At 50.3% G+C, this 18,343-nt stretch carries 16 protein-coding genes; 11 read left to right on the forward strand and 5 right to left on the reverse strand.

All coding sequences use genetic code 11. From position 1 onward, the window contains the following. Positions 1-2 precede the first annotated feature (2 nt). The 3 genes from XMD564_RS08045 to xseA are packed head-to-tail and all read right to left on the reverse strand — an operon-like array spanning position 3 to position 2,876. Positions 3-629, reverse strand: a complete 627-nt coding sequence (locus tag XMD564_RS08045; RefSeq protein WP_173481202.1) for an FKBP-type peptidyl-prolyl cis-trans isomerase — start codon at positions 627-629, stop codon at positions 3-5. 49 nt (positions 630-678) lie between these two features. Then, complete coding sequence (locus tag XMD564_RS08050; RefSeq protein ID WP_173481201.1) at positions 679-1,491, reverse strand: peptidoglycan DD-metalloendopeptidase family protein; 813 nt, start codon at positions 1,489-1,491, stop codon at positions 679-681. Between the two features lie 29 nt (positions 1,492-1,520). Further along, on the reverse strand, positions 1,521-2,876 hold the full coding sequence (gene xseA, locus XMD564_RS08055) for an exodeoxyribonuclease VII large subunit (protein WP_173481200.1): 1,356 nt from the start codon (positions 2,874-2,876) through the stop codon (positions 1,521-1,523). Positions 2,877-3,046: 170 nt separating this feature from the next. Between xseA and guaB the strand changes: the two genes are divergently transcribed. The 7 genes from guaB (at position 3,047) to tadA (ending at position 8,916) form a co-directional block, all read left to right on the forward strand. Next, positions 3,047-4,516, forward strand: coding sequence for an IMP dehydrogenase (gene guaB / locus XMD564_RS08060; RefSeq protein ID WP_173481199.1), 1,470 nt, complete (start codon positions 3,047-3,049; stop codon positions 4,514-4,516). Between the two features lie 90 nt (positions 4,517-4,606). Beyond that, positions 4,607-6,187 (forward strand): glutamine-hydrolyzing GMP synthase, encoded by a 1,581-nt coding sequence (gene guaA, locus XMD564_RS08065; RefSeq protein WP_173483014.1) that lies wholly within the window; start codon positions 4,607-4,609, stop codon positions 6,185-6,187. 3 nt (positions 6,188-6,190) lie between these two features. Continuing rightward, entirely contained in the window at positions 6,191-6,736 is a 546-nt protein-coding gene (locus tag XMD564_RS08070) for an NnrU family protein (protein WP_173481197.1), read from the forward strand. Between the two features lie 30 nt (positions 6,737-6,766). Continuing rightward, the gene (locus tag XMD564_RS08075; RefSeq protein WP_173508111.1) at positions 6,767-7,318 is read left to right on the forward strand and encodes a hypothetical protein; all 552 of its coding nucleotides are present in this window, start codon (positions 6,767-6,769) and stop codon (positions 7,316-7,318) included. Between the two features lie 2 nt (positions 7,319-7,320). Continuing rightward, a complete protein-coding gene (locus XMD564_RS08080; RefSeq protein ID WP_173508112.1) occupies positions 7,321-7,872 on the forward strand; it encodes a hypothetical protein in 552 nt (183 codons plus the stop codon). 135 nt (positions 7,873-8,007) lie between these two features. After that, positions 8,008-8,310 carry a hypothetical protein gene (locus tag XMD564_RS08085; RefSeq protein ID WP_173483010.1) on the forward strand — a complete coding sequence of 101 codons (303 nt, stop codon included), beginning with the start codon at positions 8,008-8,010 and terminating at the stop codon, positions 8,308-8,310. 102 nt (positions 8,311-8,412) lie between these two features. Then, a complete protein-coding gene (gene tadA, locus XMD564_RS08090) occupies positions 8,413-8,916 on the forward strand; it encodes a tRNA adenosine(34) deaminase TadA (protein ID WP_371731755.1) in 504 nt (167 codons plus the stop codon). Here the strand turns inward: tadA and mltF are convergent. After that, the gene (mltF, locus tag XMD564_RS08095; protein WP_256415755.1) at positions 8,900-10,312 is read right to left on the reverse strand and encodes a membrane-bound lytic murein transglycosylase MltF; all 1,413 of its coding nucleotides are present in this window, start codon (positions 10,310-10,312) and stop codon (positions 8,900-8,902) included. The two genes, tadA and mltF, sit on opposite strands and share 17 nt — an antisense overlap. Positions 10,313-10,416: 104 nt before the next feature. On the opposite strand from mltF, the gene purL reads away from it, so the two are divergent. Further along, positions 10,417-14,319 (forward strand): phosphoribosylformylglycinamidine synthase, encoded by a 3,903-nt coding sequence (gene purL, locus XMD564_RS08100; protein WP_173508114.1) that lies wholly within the window; start codon positions 10,417-10,419, stop codon positions 14,317-14,319. An 87-nt stretch (positions 14,320-14,406) separates the two neighbouring features. Here purL and XMD564_RS08105 read toward each other — a convergent pair whose 3' ends face one another. Next, positions 14,407-15,366, reverse strand: a complete 960-nt coding sequence (locus tag XMD564_RS08105; protein ID WP_173508115.1) for an outer membrane protein assembly factor BamD — start codon at positions 15,364-15,366, stop codon at positions 14,407-14,409. A gap of 127 nt (positions 15,367-15,493) precedes the next feature. Here XMD564_RS08105 and rluD point away from each other — a divergent pair, with 127 nt between their 5' ends. Genes rluD through XMD564_RS08120 form a run of 3 tightly spaced genes read left to right on the forward strand, consistent with a single transcriptional unit; the run spans position 15,494 to position 18,256 of the window. Next, positions 15,494-16,462 carry a 23S rRNA pseudouridine(1911/1915/1917) synthase RluD gene (gene rluD, locus XMD564_RS08110; protein WP_173481190.1) on the forward strand — a complete coding sequence of 323 codons (969 nt, stop codon included), beginning with the start codon at positions 15,494-15,496 and terminating at the stop codon, positions 16,460-16,462. Continuing rightward, positions 16,459-17,199: a peptidoglycan editing factor PgeF gene (gene pgeF, locus XMD564_RS08115; RefSeq protein WP_173494917.1), complete on the forward strand. Its 741-nt coding sequence runs from the start codon at positions 16,459-16,461 to the stop codon at positions 17,197-17,199. The genes rluD and pgeF overlap by 4 nt, the downstream gene beginning before the upstream one ends. Further along, positions 17,189-18,256, forward strand: coding sequence for a nitronate monooxygenase family protein (locus tag XMD564_RS08120; RefSeq protein ID WP_254445608.1), 1,068 nt, complete (start codon positions 17,189-17,191; stop codon positions 18,254-18,256). Before pgeF ends, XMD564_RS08120 begins: the two co-directional genes overlap by 11 nt. The last annotated feature ends 87 nt before the right edge of the window (positions 18,257-18,343 follow it).

The raw sequence follows: 18,343 nt of genomic DNA on the forward strand, positions 1-18,343 counted from the left end.
GCTTACAGAACGTCCAGTAGCTCAACGTCAAATAGAAGCGTTGAGTAAGGAGGGATGCCGCCCGGAGAACCTTGCGCACCGTAGGCTAGGTTGTAAGGGATAAATAGGCGCCATTTAGAGCCTTTAGGCATCAACTGAAGGGCTTCAGTCCAACCTGCGATTACACCTGTTACGGGGAATTCGATCGGTTGACCGCGCTCGACAGAGCTGTCGAAGACAGAACCGTCTGTGAATGTGCCGTGGTAGTGAACGCGTACTTTGTTAGCCGTTGTTGGCTTTTCAGCATCCGCATCACCTGCTGATAGGATTTCGTATTGCAGACCCGATTCAGTCACCGTTACTTCATCACGCTTTGCGTTGTCGTCTAGGAACTGTTGGCCAGCAGCCGCTTTCTCTTTGGCTTCTGCTTCTTGTTTAGCGCGTAGGCGTTCAGTCAGCTCGTTGAATGCCGCTTGTAGATCTTCTGGTTCTACGTGCATCGCTTCGCCGGCGAAAGAGGCTTTAAGGCCAAAGGCAACTGCGTTGATGTCTACGCCGTCAAAACCGTTTTGTGCCAGTTGGTCACCCATCTGACGACCAATGCCGTAGCTGGCGCGCTGTTCAATTGTTTCTAATGTAATGTCGCTCATGATTATCCAAATGTTTCGTTTAAGAACGGCGCGCAGGGTAACATATTCGTTACTGTTGAACGAATAGCAGTGGGTCTACGCGTTGGTTATTCAGACTCACGCCCCAGTGTAGGTGGGGTCCCGTCACTCGTCCGGTGGCACCTACCAGACCGATCTGTTGTCCCAGATCGACTTGATCACCGACTTTAACGTCAATTTTGCTCATGTGGCAGTACATGGTGGATAGGCCATGGCCATGGTCGATGATCACGGTATTGCCATTGAAGAAGTAATCTCCTACGGCGGTTACTTTGCCTTTAGCCGCTGCTTTAATCGGTGATCGATCGGGTGCAGCAATGTCCAGTCCAGAGTGGGGTGCACGAGGCTGATCATTGAAAAAACGTTTAAGTCCAAAGGCGCTGGAGTAGGGGCCTTCAGCAGGCATAGCCAAAGTCAGTATTGGGTCTTCGTTTTTGGTAAACAGTTTGTAGGCGCTCTTTTGCTCAGCCGACTCTCGTTTCCAACGTGCAACCTGTTTGGGGTCGGGTTCGACGTATTTACGCTGCTTAATCTTCAAACGCTGTTCTGGATAGGCTTTATCGTCTAATTGAAAGGTTAGAGTCTTGCCACTGAATTTGAGCTCCTGTGCTTTGCCAACGGTTGCCTTAAGGCTAATGCCGGCAACGGCAGTCCACTGTCCCTCTTGATCGACAACCATCACTCGGTAACCGTCATACGTCACTTCAGGTGCAGGTTCGCTGCTGGGCAGGCCTAGGTCTACGATGGCGATACCGCCCGGTACACGAGACTCTGTGGGCAGTGCTTTTGCAGTTAGGCTGAATAGAGCCAGTGACAGTGTCATCAGAAACAGGGGTAATCGCATACTCTCTCCCTTAATTATTAGTGTGCTTATCAATCGTTGGTTTCGGTGTGGATATCTGTAACCGTTGATGTGATGGAGCCTTTTTGCAGTCGAATATTGATACTCTGCCCGGCCTTAACTTGGCGTGAATCGCGTATCACCTCGTGCTGATCAGTCGTCGCCAATGCATAGCCACGCTCAAGCGTCGCTAGCGGGCTAATGGCCTGAAGGCGGCCCACCTTTTCAGCCAGCTCCAGCTTTCGTCGATCAATTTTACTCTTCGTAAGACTCTCTAACCGACTCATCAGTTGTTTAACCTGTTCCTGATGAGCAGTAAGAGTTCTACTCGGATTGAGACGACTAAGCTGGCTCTGGTTCTGATTGAGTTGGCTGCGTTTGTCGCGCATCAAGCGGTTCATCGCGCTGTGCAGTCTCAGCTCCAATTCGTCACTACGCTGAACCTGTTCGCGGATACGCTCTCCGGGGTGTCTAAGCCGCTGTTGTAGGCTCTTTAACTGTGCCTGTTTTGCTGACAATAACCAATCAAACCGCTGTTTAAGAGCGCGCTCAGCTCGATTGATGTTGGCTAATATCTCTGCGCCATTGGGGCTGAGTAATTCGGCTGCTGCTGACGGAGTAGGGGCTCTTAAATCCGCCACCATGTCGGCGATGGAGAAGTCGACTTCGTGCCCGACCGCCGAAACGGTCGGGATGTTTGAGTTGGCTAGACTGAGCGCAACGACCTCTTCGTTAAAGGGCCAGAGATCTTCAAGCGAACCGCCACCGCGACCCACAATGAGTACATCCGCGATCCCTTCGCGGTTTGCCAGTTCAATCGCCTTAACAATTTGCCCAGTGGCTTCATTGCCTTGAACCGCCGTTGGGTAAAGTCTGACGGGTAGTCCAGGGTAGCGACGTTTGAGTACCGTCAAGATGTCGTGAATCGCTGCTCCAGTGGGGGAGGTGATCACGCCTATGCATTTAGGGTGTTCAGGGATCGGTTTTTTGCGGTCCGCTTCAAATAGCCCTTGCGCTTGCAGTTTTAGCTTAAGTTTTTCGAATAGGACTTGGAGTTGCCCTTGGCCATCTTGCTCCATAGCGCTACAGATCATCTGATAGTCGCCACGCCCTTCGTAAAGACTCACGCGTCCGGTGACAACCACCTGGTCACCCTCCTTGGGGGCAAAGTTCACCCGCAAATTGTTACCACGGAACATGGCGCAGCGAACCTGTGCTTTCTGATCTTTAAGTGTGAAGTACCAGTGGCCAGAGCTTGGCTTGGCTAAGTTGCTGATTTCGCCGACGACCCTGATCGAAAGAAACGAGTTCTCCAGCAGCGATTTCACCTGCTTATTCAGCTCGCTAACTGCGATGGCCGTTCGGTTTGAAGAGGTTTGAACATTCATCCGGTCATGCTAGCGGTTGTTGCTTCTTTTTAACAGAAAAAATCCTATTGTGCGGCGCAGAAAAAAGGGTGAAAAATGCCGCTATTTACTGCGACTTTAGATTGATAAAAAAGGCGAATTTTAGTAATGTATTGGGCTAATTTTTTGCCCATTTAGACAGGTTTTTTAGAATGTTACGAATTGTTGAAGAGGCTTTGACCTTTGATGATGTACTTCTCGTTCCCGCTTATTCAGAAGTGTTGCCTAACGCCGTTAGTTTGAAAACACGTCTGACCAAGGGTATCGAACTCAACATCCCACTGGTTTCTGCGGCGATGGATACCGTGACTGAATCTCGTCTTGCGATTGCTATGGCGCAAGAGGGTGGTATCGGCATCATTCATAAAAACTTAACCATCGAACAGCAGGCTGAAAATGTTCGCCGAGTGAAAAAGTTCGAGGCGGGTGTTGTTACTGATCCAGTCACTTGTCAGCCGACTACAACGGTTCGTGAAATCATCGCGCTGTCTCGTGAAGTGGGCTTCTCTGGTTTTCCTGTTGTTGAGAACGGCGACCTGGTTGGTATCGTCACTAGCCGTGATGTTCGCTTTGAAGAGAACCTAGACACCCCAGTCTCTAACATCATGACACCCAAAGAGCGTCTAGTGACGGTGGGTGAAGATGCGACTCACAAAGAGATCTCTGACCTTCTGCGTAAACACCGTATCGAGAAACTTCTAACCGTAAACGAGCAGTACCAACTGACCGGTATGGTGACGGTTAAAGATATGAACAAGGCGCAGGCTTACCCTAATGCGGCTAAAGATTCTCGCGGTCGTCTACTGGTAGGTGCTGCGGTAGGTACTGGTGCGGATACAGAAGCTCGCGTTGCAGCACTGGCTGAAGCGGGTGCCGATGTCATTGTTGTTGATACGGCACACGGTCACTCAAAAGGTGTTATTGATCGTGTTCGTTGGGTTAAACAGAACTTCCCAGATGTACAGGTGATCGGCGGTAACATCGCAACAGCAGATGCTGCCATCGCGTTAGCGGATGCGGGTGCTGACGGCGTTAAAGTAGGTATCGGCCCTGGTTCTATCTGTACGACACGTATCGTCGCAGGTATCGGTGTGCCACAGATCAGTGCGGTAGCCAATGTGGCTGCGGCGATGGCTGAGCGTGGCGTGCCTCTGATTGCTGACGGTGGTATCCGTTTCTCGGGCGATATTTCGAAAGCAATTGTTGCGGGTGCCTCTGCGGTGATGGTGGGCTCTATGCTTGCCGGTACTGATGAAGCGCCAGGTGAAGTTGAGCTGTTCCAAGGTCGTGCTTTCAAGTCATACCGTGGTATGGGTTCGTTAGGTGCGATGTCAGGATCGACTGGCTCTTCAGACCGCTACTTCCAAGATGCGAAAGCGGGCGAAGATAAGCTTGTCCCAGAAGGCATTGAAGGTCGTGTGCCTTCGAAGGGGCCGCTGGCAGGCGTTGTACACCAGTTGATGGGTGGTCTTCGCGCCTCTATGGGTTACACCGGTTCAGGTGATATCGATACCATGCGCACCAAGCCAGAGTTTGTTCGTATTACCAATGCAGGTATGAGCGAGAGCCACGTGCACGATGTCAGCATCACCAAAGAGGCACCAAACTACCGCGTCGGTTAAGACTCGATAGTTAGAATTTCAGTGGGGTAACTCAGGTTGCCCCATTTTTAGTTTTAAGGGCAGCTTGCCCGCAGTTGGAATCAGAAAGAAATGAGCCAAGATATCCATTCGCAACGCATACTTATTCTAGATTTTGGATCGCAGTACACCCAGTTGATCGCACGTCGTGTTCGTGAAATCGGCGTCTACTCTGAGATCTATGCTTGGGATATGGACGAAGCTGACATTCGTGCCTTCAATCCAAAGGGTATCATTCTAGCCGGTGGTCCTGAGTCTGTGACGGAGTTGGATTCGCCACGTGCTCCACAGGTGGTTTTCGATCTGGGTATTCCGGTTTTGGGTATCTGTTACGGCATGCAGACCATGGCAGAACAGCTTGGCGGTAAAGTGGCTTCGTCGGACGAGCGTGAATTCGGTTATGCACGTGTCCGTTTGATGGATAACGCAAGTCGTCTACTTGAAGGTATCGAAGATCATATGGCAAACAACGGTGTCATGTCGTTGGATGTCTGGATGAGCCACGGCGATAAGGTCGTTGAGTTACCTGAGGGTTTCTCAATCATCGCTGCGACTGAGTCAGCACCCGTTGCCGCTATGTGTGATCCTGCTCGTCAACTTTACGGCGTGCAGTTCCACCCAGAGGTGACTCATACGAAACAGGGTCTGCGTATTCTTGAGCGTTTTGTCCGTGACATCTGTGGTACTGAAGCACTTTGGACGCCGGCCAATATCATTGCGGATCTGGTTGAGCGTGTTCAAGCTCAGGTGGGTGACAATAAAGTATTGCTTGGCCTATCGGGAGGTGTCGATTCCTCTGTGGTTGCAGCGCTTCTGCATAAAGCGATCGGCGATAAGCTGACCTGTGTCTTTGTTGATAACGGTCTTCTTCGTAAGAACGAAGGCGATCAGGTCATGGAGATGTTTGCGAACAACATGGGTGTTCGTGTTATTCGTTCTGATTCTGAAGATCTTTTCTTGGGTCGTCTTAAAGGTGAAGCGGATCCTGAGAAGAAGCGTAAGATTATCGGTAATACCTTCATTGAAGTATTTGATGATGAGGCGGCTAAACTAACTGAGTGTCGCTTCTTGGCTCAGGGCACCATCTACCCGGATGTGATTGAGTCGGCTGCCTCGAAGACCGGCAAGGCGCATGTGATCAAGTCGCACCACAACGTGGGTGGTCTTCCTGAAGATATGGCATTTGAGTTGGTTGAGCCACTGCGTGAACTGTTTAAAGACGAAGTTCGCAAGATCGGTCTTGAACTGGGTCTTCCCTACGATATGGTCTACCGTCACCCCTTCCCAGGCCCTGGTCTCGGTGTTCGTATTTTGGGTGAAGTTAAGAAAGAGTATGCCGACATTCTTCGTGAAGCGGATGCGATCTTTATCGAAGAGCTGCATAAAGCGGATTGGTACCATAAAACGAGCCAAGCCTTTGCCGTATTCCTACCCGTTAAGTCGGTAGGGGTTGTGGGTGATGGCCGCCGTTACGAATGGGTGATTGCGATTCGCGCCGTTGAAACGATCGACTTCATGACCGCTCGCTGGGCTCACCTACCTTACGAGCTGCTAGAGACGGTCTCTAGCCGTATTATCAATGAAATTCCGCAGGTCTCTCGTGTGACATACGATGTTTCGAGCAAACCACCTGCAACCATTGAGTGGGAATAATCGATGTTTCTTTTAAGTTCAGGTGTTTTTCTCTGGTCATTAGCGCACCTTCTTAAGCGCATAGCACCCACTTTTAGGGCCTCTTTAGGCAATCTTGGAAAAGGCCTGATCGCTGTTGCGATTCTGATCTCAGTGTTAATGATGGTGTTTGGTTATCAGCAAGTTGAGACGACTTACTACTGGGGTCGCAACCCCGCGATGGTGGGTATCAATAACCTGTTGATGCTGCTGGCTGTCTACCTACTGGTCGTTTCAGTCGTTAAAAGTGCATTGGCAAACCGTGTGCGTCATTTGCAACTGAGCGCTGTCAAAACCTGGGCGATTGCGCACTTGATGGTTAATGGTGACAGCGCGTCGTTTGTTCTGTTTGGTGGTCTGCTCGCTTGGGCCGTGATCAGCGTGATACTGATTAACAAAGCGGGTAAGCCTGAACTTGAAAAACGACCAACGAGTCTTGTTCGTGAACTGATTGCCGCCATCGTTACGGCTGTTCTGTTTGGTGCCATAGCCATGGCTCATATGAAACTGGGCTACCCAGTTTTTGGTTAAGGGTCGACTGAGCGTTTAGGGATGAAGCAGATGAAACCATTAATCTTTGGATATCTCATTTTAATGGTCTCTATGCTGCTTCAGTTCCAGGTCATTTGGCCGGCAGAGGCTGTGTTACTGTCTCACTGGTCAGAAGGGCCCGCAAGTCTTCTGTTTCTTCCTCATGGCATCAAAGCGCTGTTGATCGTTTTGGTCGGACCGATTGCGGTTTTACCTATCACTTTAGCTCATTTAACGACCGATATCCTGATCGGAGTCGATGCCGGAAGGATTCTCTTCTCTGCGTTTGTTAGCTCGGTTGTCATGTTAATACCGATGTTGATGTTTAACTACGTCTCGCAACGTCCACTCTTATCGGGTGTAATGGGATCAGGGTTCTCATTGCCTCAAATGACTCGGCTGACCTTCTCGGTTGGTTTGATTGCTGCACTTCTTAATGCATTGGCGAATGCGGCCTGGTATAGCGAGAGCGGTGTAACGCTTTTGGCGTTTCGATATTTAACGGGTGATCTGTTGGGTATATTCGTGGCTCTTCTGCTTTGGAGTCTATTGTCTCGAATTGCTCATAGAGTGAGTGATTAGTTGTGCTGCAGATTACGTTGTTTGCGCTACTCTCTGTTGGATTGCTTATCCAATATGAAGTGATCTTTCCTTTAGAGTTCTATCTACTGCCTGCTTCAGCGGCTAGCTTTCTTTATATTCCGCACGGCATTAAAACGGTGATGGTGGTGTTGTCTGGTTATCGAGCGCTTCTACCGATTTTTACCGCCCATCTTATGGCCTATGTGATATGGGCGGTTCCGACACCGTCGATCGCTTTAGATGCCCTAGTTAGTACACTGGTGATGTTTATTCCATTGGTTATTTGGAACTTTAATCGACTTGCACCACTGTTGGCGCCCCTGCCCATTGCTGACGACTCTAAATTGGTTCTGTTCAGAATTGTTCTGGCTGTCGCTTTTGTATCATCACTATTTAATGCACTTTTGCATACTCTACTGTTCACTAATGAGTCGATCGGACTGTTGTCGTTTAGATTTTTGGTAGGTGACTTGCTAGGTACTCTGCTCGTACTGACTCTGTTGATGCTGTCTAAGAAACACCTAGTGAATCTTATTAAGAAGCAGGTAAACTGACTTTTTAGTCAATTTCGCGATGTGGAATACCTTAGTTGATTGCTAGGTTTAATAAGTCTGCTATAATGCACCAGTTGATAGCAGTGAGAGGCTGTTAAGGCCGAAGTTCCTGCTGAATAATTAAAGGAACTCTGTATGAGCACTTTGAAATTTTATCTAGGTTTGATCAAGCTAATTGATTCAACCTCAAAAGAGCTGGGTTTGGATTCGTTGACTGATTCTGACCGTCAAGTTCTTAACATGCTTTGGGAAGTGGCTGATCAAAATACGGCTAAAGCCTCTCTTAGCTACGAAGTCTTTGCTGACTCTGCGATTGCAAAAGGGATTAAAGTCTCTCGCTCGCAATTCTTTAAGTCATTGAAAAAACTTGAAGATGTTGAGTTGATTAAGCGTGTTGAAGGGCCTCGTAGCTCTACTTACCAGCTGAAAGCTGAGTAATCGCTCGTTAAAAGCAAAACATCAGATTAAAGCTGCACACTGTGCGGCTTTTTTGTTTTTGGGGTGCAAGTTACCATAGGGTTTTAAAATTTAGGACGTAATGTGGACGATCAGTATTGGATGAGGCAGGCGCTTGAGCTAGCGGCGCAGGCGGGTGAGCACAACGAAGTGCCTGTGGGTGCAATTGTTGTCCTTGATGATCAAGTCATAGGTCGTGGCTTTAATCGTCCAATCAGCGGCTGTGATCCATCAGCACATGCAGAGATCCAAGCCCTCAGGGATGCTGCTAATCGTCTTGAGAACTATCGCCTTGTGGATGCAACGCTCTATGTCACGATAGAACCCTGTTCTATGTGTGCTGGTGCCATTGTGCACTCTCGTATCAAGCGATTGGTGTTCGGAGCCTTGGAGCCCAAAGCGGGGGTGGCAACTAGCCAAGCTCAATTTTTTGTTCAGCCTTGGCTCAATCATCGTGTGGAAGTGCAGGGTGGGTTACTGGCAGATGAGTGCTCATCAATGATCAGTGACTTCTTTGCACGCCGTCGAGATGAAAAGCGACAAGCCAGGCTCAACAAGTTTGGCGAGGCCTCTAATCCAGAGGTTTAAGTTTGATAGAACGGTTTTGATTCAACCGCCTGAACGGTTCAATGATCTGCGTATACTTTTGAATGTTGTTCACATAGGTGACGGGTTCACTACCGCGAGCCTCTCCATGACGGGTTTTGGCCGCAATCTCTGGATCTTCAAGTAGTGGTAAAAACTGCGCTACATCCTCCCACCTGTCAGCATTTTTGCCGCCACGTTGAGTCAGTATGCGAGCATCCTCTAGGTGTCCAAAGCCAACATTATAACCGGCCATGGCTAACCAAAGTCGTTCGGGCTCTGGAATACGATCAGGCACTTTTTCTTCCATTTTTCTCAGGTATTTTGCACCCCCGATGATGCTCTCTCTGGGGTCTGTTCTCTCCTCAACCCCCATCTCTTCTGCTGTCGCTTGCGTGAGCATCATGATGCCTCGCACGCCTGTGCTAGAAACGGCATCCTCATCCCAGTGCGACTCTTGATAGCCCACCGCGGCGAGAATGTGATGATCGAGCCCAACCAACTCGCCTGCTTCAACGAAGTAGGGGTTTAAAGGCTTATAGCGCTCCTCAAGTGCCATGCGAAAAGCGTGTGTCTCGACAAAGTTAAGGGGATTTTTGGGTGGGGTAGAGTCTCTGTTGAGCTGCTCAATCAGCCTCTTGGATTCGGGTTTTTCTAACCAATCGCTTACGGCTTGGTTTAGAGTTTGATCTTCACTTTTTAGCGAGTACCAAACAGCAGGAGCATCGCTTTGGATCTCAAAGGCTTTTGCTAACTCGGGGTGATAGCTTTTCACGCGACTGAAAAGATCGGAAGGTACAACCGCGAAGGTGGCCTCTCGGTTCTGCAGCAGTGTCATCAGATCTAGATGATTGAGCTCCTCCAAAAGATCAACCTCTATATCGGGTTTGATGCTGAGCAGTTGGGCCGCCTCGGCGCTGCCATCCAAAGCAAGAATCTTGCCCTCTTTGATATCAGCGAATGATTTAGGACGCTTGAATCCTTGGGTCTTCCTGTAAATGACCAGTGTGCGGCTGTCGCGATAGCTTGGATGGGGTTGGTATATCGACTCTCGAGATGGCGTTAGGTGAAGATTGGCAGCTGCAATATCGGCTCGACGATCACGCAAAGCCTGAAAAACATGTTGGTGATCCTCCGCAATAATGAATTCGATACCGACACCTAGATGATCGGCAAAGTTTGTCGCCAGTTGATACTCAAAGCCTGTGCGAGTCTGATCAATATCGAGTGTGGATAGGGGGGCTGCAAGTGAAACGACACGTAGATAGCCTCTATCTGTTATCTGTTCGATCAGCGGTTTTCGGTTAGCACTGGTCAAGACAATCCAAACTGCCAGAAACAGAATGCCGGCAGTATAGATATACGGTCTTAATCTTGGTGCTTGTCGAAGGATAAACATTCGTATTGATTAGCTGCTAGCTCTCCCTAATTGCGTCAGTTTGCGCTAAAATTACACGTTTTCCAACGCCTGATTCGCAGGATCACCAAGAGGCCTCTGAAACCATGCTCGTTTTGCGCGGAGCTCCAGCTCTTTCTGCCTTCCGTCACGCTAAGCTTTTTAACGCTGTTAGCCAAAAAGTTCCGTCAGTTACCGGACTTTATGCGGAGTTTGTTCACTTTGCCGATATGAACTCTGAGTTGAGTTCTGAGAAACACTCAATTCTTGAGCGTATCCTACGATATGGGCCAAAAGCGGATCAGCAAGATCCCAAAGGCAAACTTATTCTGGTTGTTCCTCGCCCAGGTACTATTTCACCTTGGTCTTCTAAAGCGACTGATATCGTACATAACTGTGGTTTGGATGCGATTGATCGTATTGAGCGCGGTACGGCGTTTTACGTTGAGAGTGCGGCAGAGCTAAGCGAGCAAGAGTTGAGCGATGTTCAAGCCGTGCTTCATGATCGCATGGTTGAAGCGGTCATGAGCGACCTAGAGCAAGCTAGCTCACTATTTAGACACGAACAGCCACGCGAAATGGGTCGTGTTGATATCCTGGGCGGTGGTCGTGAAGCCTTGGCTACCGCTAACCAAACATTGGGTCTAGCACTGGCTGAAGATGAGATCGATTACCTTGTCGATAGCTTCAAAGAGCTAGGTCGTAACCCCGCTGATGTCGAGTTGATGATGTTTGCACAGGCGAACTCTGAGCACTGTCGTCACAAGATCTTCAATGCCTCTTGGGATATCGATGGAGAAGCGCAGCAGAAATCTCTGTTCGGTATGATCAAGAACACCAATGAGCTAGGCGGCGAAAAAGTTCTATCAGCGTACAAAGATAACGCGGCCGTGATCGAAGGTTGGCAGGCACCGCGTTTCTACCCGAACTCTGAATCTCAACAGTACGGCTACAATGATGAGCCTGTACACATCCTGATGAAGGTTGAGACGCATAACCACCCAACCGCTATTGCGCCTTTCTCGGGTTCTGCAACGGGTTCTGGTGGTGAGATTCGCGACGAAGGTGCAACAGGTCGTGGTGCTAAACCTAAAGCAGGTTTAACCGGTTTTACGGTCTCTGATCTCAATATTCCTGGTTTTGAGCAGCCTTGGGAGTCGAAATACGGTAAGCCTGAACGCATTGTGTCGCCACTCGATATCATGATCGAAGGTCCAATTGGTGGTGCGGCGTTCAACAACGAATTTGGTCGTCCAAACCTGAACGGTTATTTCCGTACCTTTGAACAGTCGGTACCTGGCGCAAACGGTGAAGAGGTACGTGGATACCACAAACCGATCATGCTGGCCGGTGGTATGGGTAACATCCGTGCTGACCATGTTGAAAAAGGTGAGATCGAGGTTGGTTCTAAACTGATCTGTCTAGGCGGGCCTGCAATGTTGATCGGTCTGGGCGGTGGTGCTGCATCCTCGATGAGTTCGGGCAGTTCATCAGCCGATCTTGATTTTGCGTCTGTACAACGTGGCAACCCAGAGATGGAGCGTCGCTGTCAGGAGGTTATTGACCGCTGTTGGCAGCTAGGTGAAGCCAACCCCATCGAGTTTATCCACGACGTAGGGGCAGGTGGTCTTTCGAACGCATTCCCAGAATTGGTAAAAGACGGTGGTCGTGGTGGTTACTTCCAGCTACGTAACGTCAACAACGATGAGCCAGGAATGGCTCCGCTAGAGATCTGGTGTAACGAAGCGCAAGAGCGTTATGTGATGTCGGTTAAACCGGCGGATCTGCCACGTTTTGAAGAGATCTGTCAGCGTGAGCGCTGTCCTTATGCTGTAGTCGGTGAAGCGACAGAGGATCACCACCTTACTCTTAACGACACCCACTTTGAAAATAAACCGGTCGACCTACCAATGAGCGTGCTCTTTGGTAAACCGCCTAAAATGCACCGTTCTGTGACTCGTGCACAGTACGAAGTGCCTGCGTTTGATAGCAGCAACATTAAACTGGCTGAAGCGGTTGAGCGTGTGCTCAAGCTGCCAGCAGTTGCCTCTAAATCTTTCTTGATCACCATTGGTGACCGCTCGATTACTGGTCAGGTTGTTCGTGACCAGATGGTCGGCCCTTGGCAGGTTCCCGTTGCTGACTGTGCGGTAACCTCGACAGGTTTTGTCGGTTACACCGGTGAAGCGATGGCAATGGGTGAGCGTACACCACTGGCTGTGGTTGATGGCCCTGCATCTGGTCGTATGGCGATTGGTGAGACACTCACCAACCTTGCTGGTACCCCGATTGAAGCCCTAAGTGATGTGAAGCTGTCAGCCAACTGGATGTGTGCTGCAGGTCACCCTGGTGAAGATGAGAAACTGTACGATACCGTTCGCGCGGTAGGTATGGAGTTGTGTCCTGAACTGGGTATTACGATTCCAGTGGGTAAAGACTCGATGTCGATGCGCACTGTATGGCAGGATGCTGATGAGCAGAAGTCTGTGACATCGCCACTCTCACTGGTGATCTCTGGCTTTGCACCCGTCTCTGATGTTCGCCGTGTACTAACTCCTGAGCTTCGTACGGATCAAGGTGAAACGGATCTGATTTTGTTGGATCTAGGGCAGGGTAAAAACCGCTTGGGTCTATCGGCACTGGCGCAGGTATTTAACGAAGTGGGCGCTGATGTTCCAGATCTTGATGATGCCGATCAGTTCGCTACTTTCTTTGCCGCCATTCAAGGCCTAAATGAGCAAGGTTTACTGCTGGCTTACCACGACCGTTCAGACGGTGGTCTACTGGCGACCATCACTGAGATGGCGTTTGCCGGTCGCACTGGTGTTGACCTGAGTTTAGATCTCCTTGCGTCTGATGAGTCTGAAATTGCAGCGGCGCTGTTTGCAGAAGAGCTCGGTGCGGTTGTTCAGGTTAAGCGTGAAGATACTGAGCAGGTACTGACTGAATTGAATGCGGCCGGTATCGGTGAGATCGCATCAGTGGTTGGTGCTTTGAATCCTGATGATCTGTTGAACATCAGCTTCGATGATGAAGAGGTTTACTCTGAGAGTCGAGTAACGCTGCAGCGTTGGTGGGCAGAGACCTCTTATCAGGTGCAATCACTGCGTGACAACTCTGACTGTGCTAAGCAAGAGTTTGACGCACTGTTGGATGCTGAAGATCCTGGTCTGAATGCTGATCTTTCCTTTGATGTGAATGAAGATATCGCTGCACCCTTTATCTCGACTGGGGTTCGTCCAGAGATGGCTGTTCTGCGTGAGCAGGGTGTTAATGGTCAAATTGAGATGGCTGCTGCGTTTGATCGTGCCGGCTTCAATACGGTTGATGTTCACATGAGTGACATCCTCGCTGGTCGCATTGAGTTGGATCGCTTCAAAGGTTTGGTCGCTTGTGGTGGTTTCTCTTACGGTGACGTATTGGGTGCGGGTGAAGGTTGGGCGAAATCGGTGCTATTTAATGACCGTGCGCGTGATCAATTCAGTGCCTTCTTTGAGCGCCAAGACAGTTTCGCACTGGGTGTCTGTAACGGTTGTCAGATGCTCTCTAATCTACACGAACTGATTCCAGGTGCTGAGCTGTGGCCACACTTTGTGCGCAATGAGTCTGAGCAGTTTGAAGCTCGTGTGGCGATGGTTGAAGTGCAGAAATCGAACTCACTGTTCCTAGCGGGTATGGAAGGTTCGCGTATGCCAATCGCTGTTGCACATGGCGAAGGTCGCGCTGAATTTGCCGATGCGTCGCATCTGGCTAATCTAAGTGGTTCAGGTACCGTGGCGTTGCGTTATGTAAATAACCGCGGCGAATTGACGCAGAACTACCCAGCGAACCCGAACGGTTCACCAGAGGGGATTACCGGTGTTACCTCTGCCGACGGTCGTGTCACCATCATGATGCCTCACCCAGAGCGTGTGTTCCGTGCCGTACAGAACTCTTGGGCTCCAGATCAGTGGAGTGAAGATGGTGCATGGATGCGTATGTTCCGTAATGCACGTAAGTGGGTTGGCTAAGCCACCCACTGTTAGCCACTCATTTTAGAGTGTTGAACGCATAAAAAAGGCGACCCATCGGTCGCCTTTCTTCTATCTTTTTTCTGACTATTCGAACAGTCCGAAGGTGATGCGATCGAATAGAGATCGCTCCTCATCTGCCTGCTCTGATGTGTCAGTCGCCTCTGTCGCTGGCGCTTCATCGGCACGCACCGGTTGAGCCAGTGAGCTGGTTGGTTGAATCGGCTCCGCCAGTTCTGTCCCTTCACCGAGCAGGCCAAAGCTTGCGGTGTAGATCAGATCATTGCGTGGTGCTTTGAATGAGCGTACTTGGTAGTCAGGGAAGTTGGTGGCCAAGACAGTACTCGCATCAGCGGCCAGTTCAGTCAGGCCGAGCTCAGTGTAAGCTTCTGCCATGATCGCTAAGGCATCCGGTGTTGCTGGTGTCTCTTGCAGATTTTCAACCACGTAACGACCACGGTTTGCGGCTGCCAACCATGCCTGACGTTTCATGTAGTAGAGTGCGACATGGATTTCGTAGGTGGCTAGACGGTTCTTGAGGTACTGCATGCGGCGTTGCGCGTCGGCTGCGTACTCGCTGTCTGGGAAGCGGTTGATCAAGGTTGTAAAGCTGTCGAACGAGTCGCGTGCGGCACCTGGATCACGCTGAGCCACATCAATGGGTAGGTATTTAGTAAAGAATGAGCGCTCGGCTTCAAAGGCGCTTAACCCTTTCATGTAGTAGGCGTAGTCGACGTTGTCGTGATTAGGGTGCAGGCGAATGAATCGATCAGCTGCGGCTGCAGCAGAGGTGTTTTGATTCATTCTAAAGTGTGCGTAGATCAACTCTAGCTGTGACTGTTCGGAGTAACGGCCAAATGGGTAGCGCGCTTCAAGAAGCTGTAGTTTCTCGATCGCCAGCTGGTTATTGCCCGCATCAATTGCACTTAGCGCCTCTTCATAGAGCTGCTCCTCTGGAACGTCGGGCTCTATTTTCTCCCCATTGCTACTACAACCCACCAGTAGAGTGGCAGCGAAAAGAGCGGGAATCAGTCGGTTAAAACGCATGTTTACATCCTAATCTATGCACAGCGGTTCAGCGCTGCGATCTCTATTGAGATATACTATTCAATATTCCTTATTTAAACACAGAGCTTAGCTCACCAAAACACTCTTAGAGCCAGATAGAGCAATAATGTCAGAACATATTCACCTTGAAGCCGTTGTACCCGATGAACTCTACGGTAAACGACTCGATCAAGCCGTTGCGCAGATCTTTCCCGACTACTCTCGTTCACGCCTGCAGGGGTGGATAAAAGAGGGGGAGTTGACCGTTGATGGCAAAGTACTTCGTACGCGCGACAAGCTGACCGGTGGTGAAAAGATTGTCGTCGATGCTCAAATCGCAGTGATTGAAGAGCATAAGGGTGAGGATATTCCGCTCGATATCGTGTTTGAAGATGAACACATTCTTGTGCTGAACAAACCCTCGGGTTTGGTGGTTCACCCTGCGTCGGGTCATGCCGAAGGAACACTGTTGAATGCTCTGTTGCATCACGCCCCAGAGGTGGCTCAGGTACCGCGAGCCGGTATTGTTCACCGCCTTGACCGTGAAACCACTGGGTTGATGGTTGTGGCCAAGACGATTCAAGCGCAGACCGATCTAGTTGAACAGCTGCAAGAGCGTTCGATGGGTCGCGAATACGAAGCGGTTGTTCAGGGTGTCATGATTGGTGGCGGTACCGTTGATGAGCCGATGGGTCGTCATAGTAAGAACCGTCTCAAAATGGCCGTTGTTGGTCTGGGTAAAGAGGCGATCACACACTACCGCGTGTTGAAGAAGTTTCGTTCACACACCCATATTCGCCTGAAGCTCGAGACAGGTCGTACGCACCAGATTCGCGTTCACATGGCGCACATTAAATACCCACTGGTCGGCGACCCGCTCTACGGTGGTCGTTTCCGTCTGCCGAAGAACTGCAGCGAGCGTATGGTACAGACCTTGAAAGGGTTTCGTCGCCAAGCGCTGCATGCGAAAAAGTTGGAGCTTTGGCACCCCTTTACCGGTGAGCACTGCAGCTGGGAGATCGATCTTCCAGACGATATGCAGCGCCTGCTGACCGTTCTTGATAAAGATGCGACGAAATACGATTACGAACTATGAACCTAATCTGGGCTGACTGGCCGGCACCGCCGAACATTAAAGCGCTCTGTACGACGCGCCAGGGTGGTGTCAGCTCAGCGCCATTTGATCAGCTTAATTTAGGTGATCACGTTGGGGATGACCCCCAAGCCGTCTTGGATAACCGTCAGTCTCTTCTGAATTCACTCTCTCTAGTAAAACCGGCACAGTGGCTGAAGCAGGTTCACGGTGTTGAAGTGGTTGAAGCCTATTCAGATCAACAGATTCGTGAAGCGGACGCCTGTTACACAACAGAACCTGGAGTTGCGTGCGTTATAATGACCGCAGACTGCTTGCCCGTTCTATTTACCAATCGATCAGGTAGCAAAGCGGCAGCTGCGCATGCTGGCTGGCGTGGCTTAGCGGAAGGTGTGTTAGAGCAGACACTTTCGCAGTTTGATGATCCGTCTGAGGTCATGGTGTGGATGGGGCCGGCGATTGGTCCCGATGCGTTTGAAGTGGGTCAGGAGGTGTATGACCGTTTCGTTGACGATCTGGCCCAGTCGCGTGACGCGTTTAAGCTCAGTCCCTCGCATCATGAGCGCTGGGTAGCTGATATCTACCAACTAGCTCGATTGCGTCTAAACAGAGCCGGTGTTCGTCAGATTTTTGGCGGCGGTTTATGTACTTACACTGATTCGGAGCGCTTTTTCTCTTACCGTCGCCAAGCTCAAACTGGGCGTATGGCCAGCCTAATTTGGATAGAAGATGATGAATAGCTCCGGTCTGGCTGGGTTCGGTATTACCCATCCTATTATTCAGGCGCCGATGGCGGGTGTGTCGACACCTGAACTGGCCGCGGCGGTCTCTAATGCGGGAGCGTTGGGCTCTATTGCGGTCGGAGCTGTTAATGCTGATACCGCGCGTCAATTGATCCAGAGAACGCGGGCTTTGACAGATCAACCATTCAACGTGAACCTGTTCTGTCATCAGCAACCTCAGCGTAGTGCAGAGCTTGAGCAAGATTGGATTGGGCGCCTAACTCCGCATTTCGATCGTTTCGGTGCGAATCCACCCGCTCAATTGAATGAGATCTACCTAAGCTTCCTAGATGATCCCAATATGTTGGCGGTACTGTTAGAAGAGCAGCCTGCGGTTGTCAGCTTTCATTTTGGTCTGCCTGAGCTTGCTTGGATTAAGCAGTTACAAAACAGGGGTATCCTGACGCTGGCCTGTGTCACCTCGTTGAGCGAAGCGCAGTTAGCGATTGCGGCGGGTGTTGATGCTTTGGTGGCTCAGGGTGTCGAGGCAGGCGGGCATCGTGGTCTCTTCGATCCTCACCAGGATTCAGGGCTAACGACAATGGATCTGGTCACTCAGTTGGTCTCTTCTGTTGAACGGCCGATTATTGCCGCAGGCGGCATTATGACAGGGGCTGATATTGCCGCCGCGTTGAGTGCTGGCGCTGTGGCTGTGCAGATGGGAACAGCCTTTGTGCTCTGCCCTGAATCTTCGGCCAATGCTGGATATCGAGCCAATCTAAGTCGTGGCGCTGCGGTTAACACCGAGATCACATCAGCCATCTCCGGTCGACCGGCTCGCGGCATTATCAATCGAGCCCATACAGAGATTGAGCCTGACAACAGAGAGGATATTCCCGATTACCCTCTGACCTATGATGCGATGAAACAGTTGGCTACAGCTGCTGCTGCACAGGGCGATGAGGGGTATGCCGCACACTGGGCTGGCACGGGTGCTGGGTTGGCGAGATCCATGCCTGCTGCGCAGCTGGTCGAGACACTCGTGTCAGAGCTGCAAGCCTCACTCAACTCATAAAATCCGATAATCAGATTGCCTAATTTTTAGTAGTCGATATATACTGTTTATTCATACAGTATATTTATCGATTGATTAGGTATTAAC

This window comes from Marinobacterium sp. xm-d-564, from assembly GCF_013283345.1.
In the GTDB taxonomy this organism is placed as follows: Bacteria; Pseudomonadota; Gammaproteobacteria; order Pseudomonadales; family Balneatricaceae; genus Marinobacterium_E.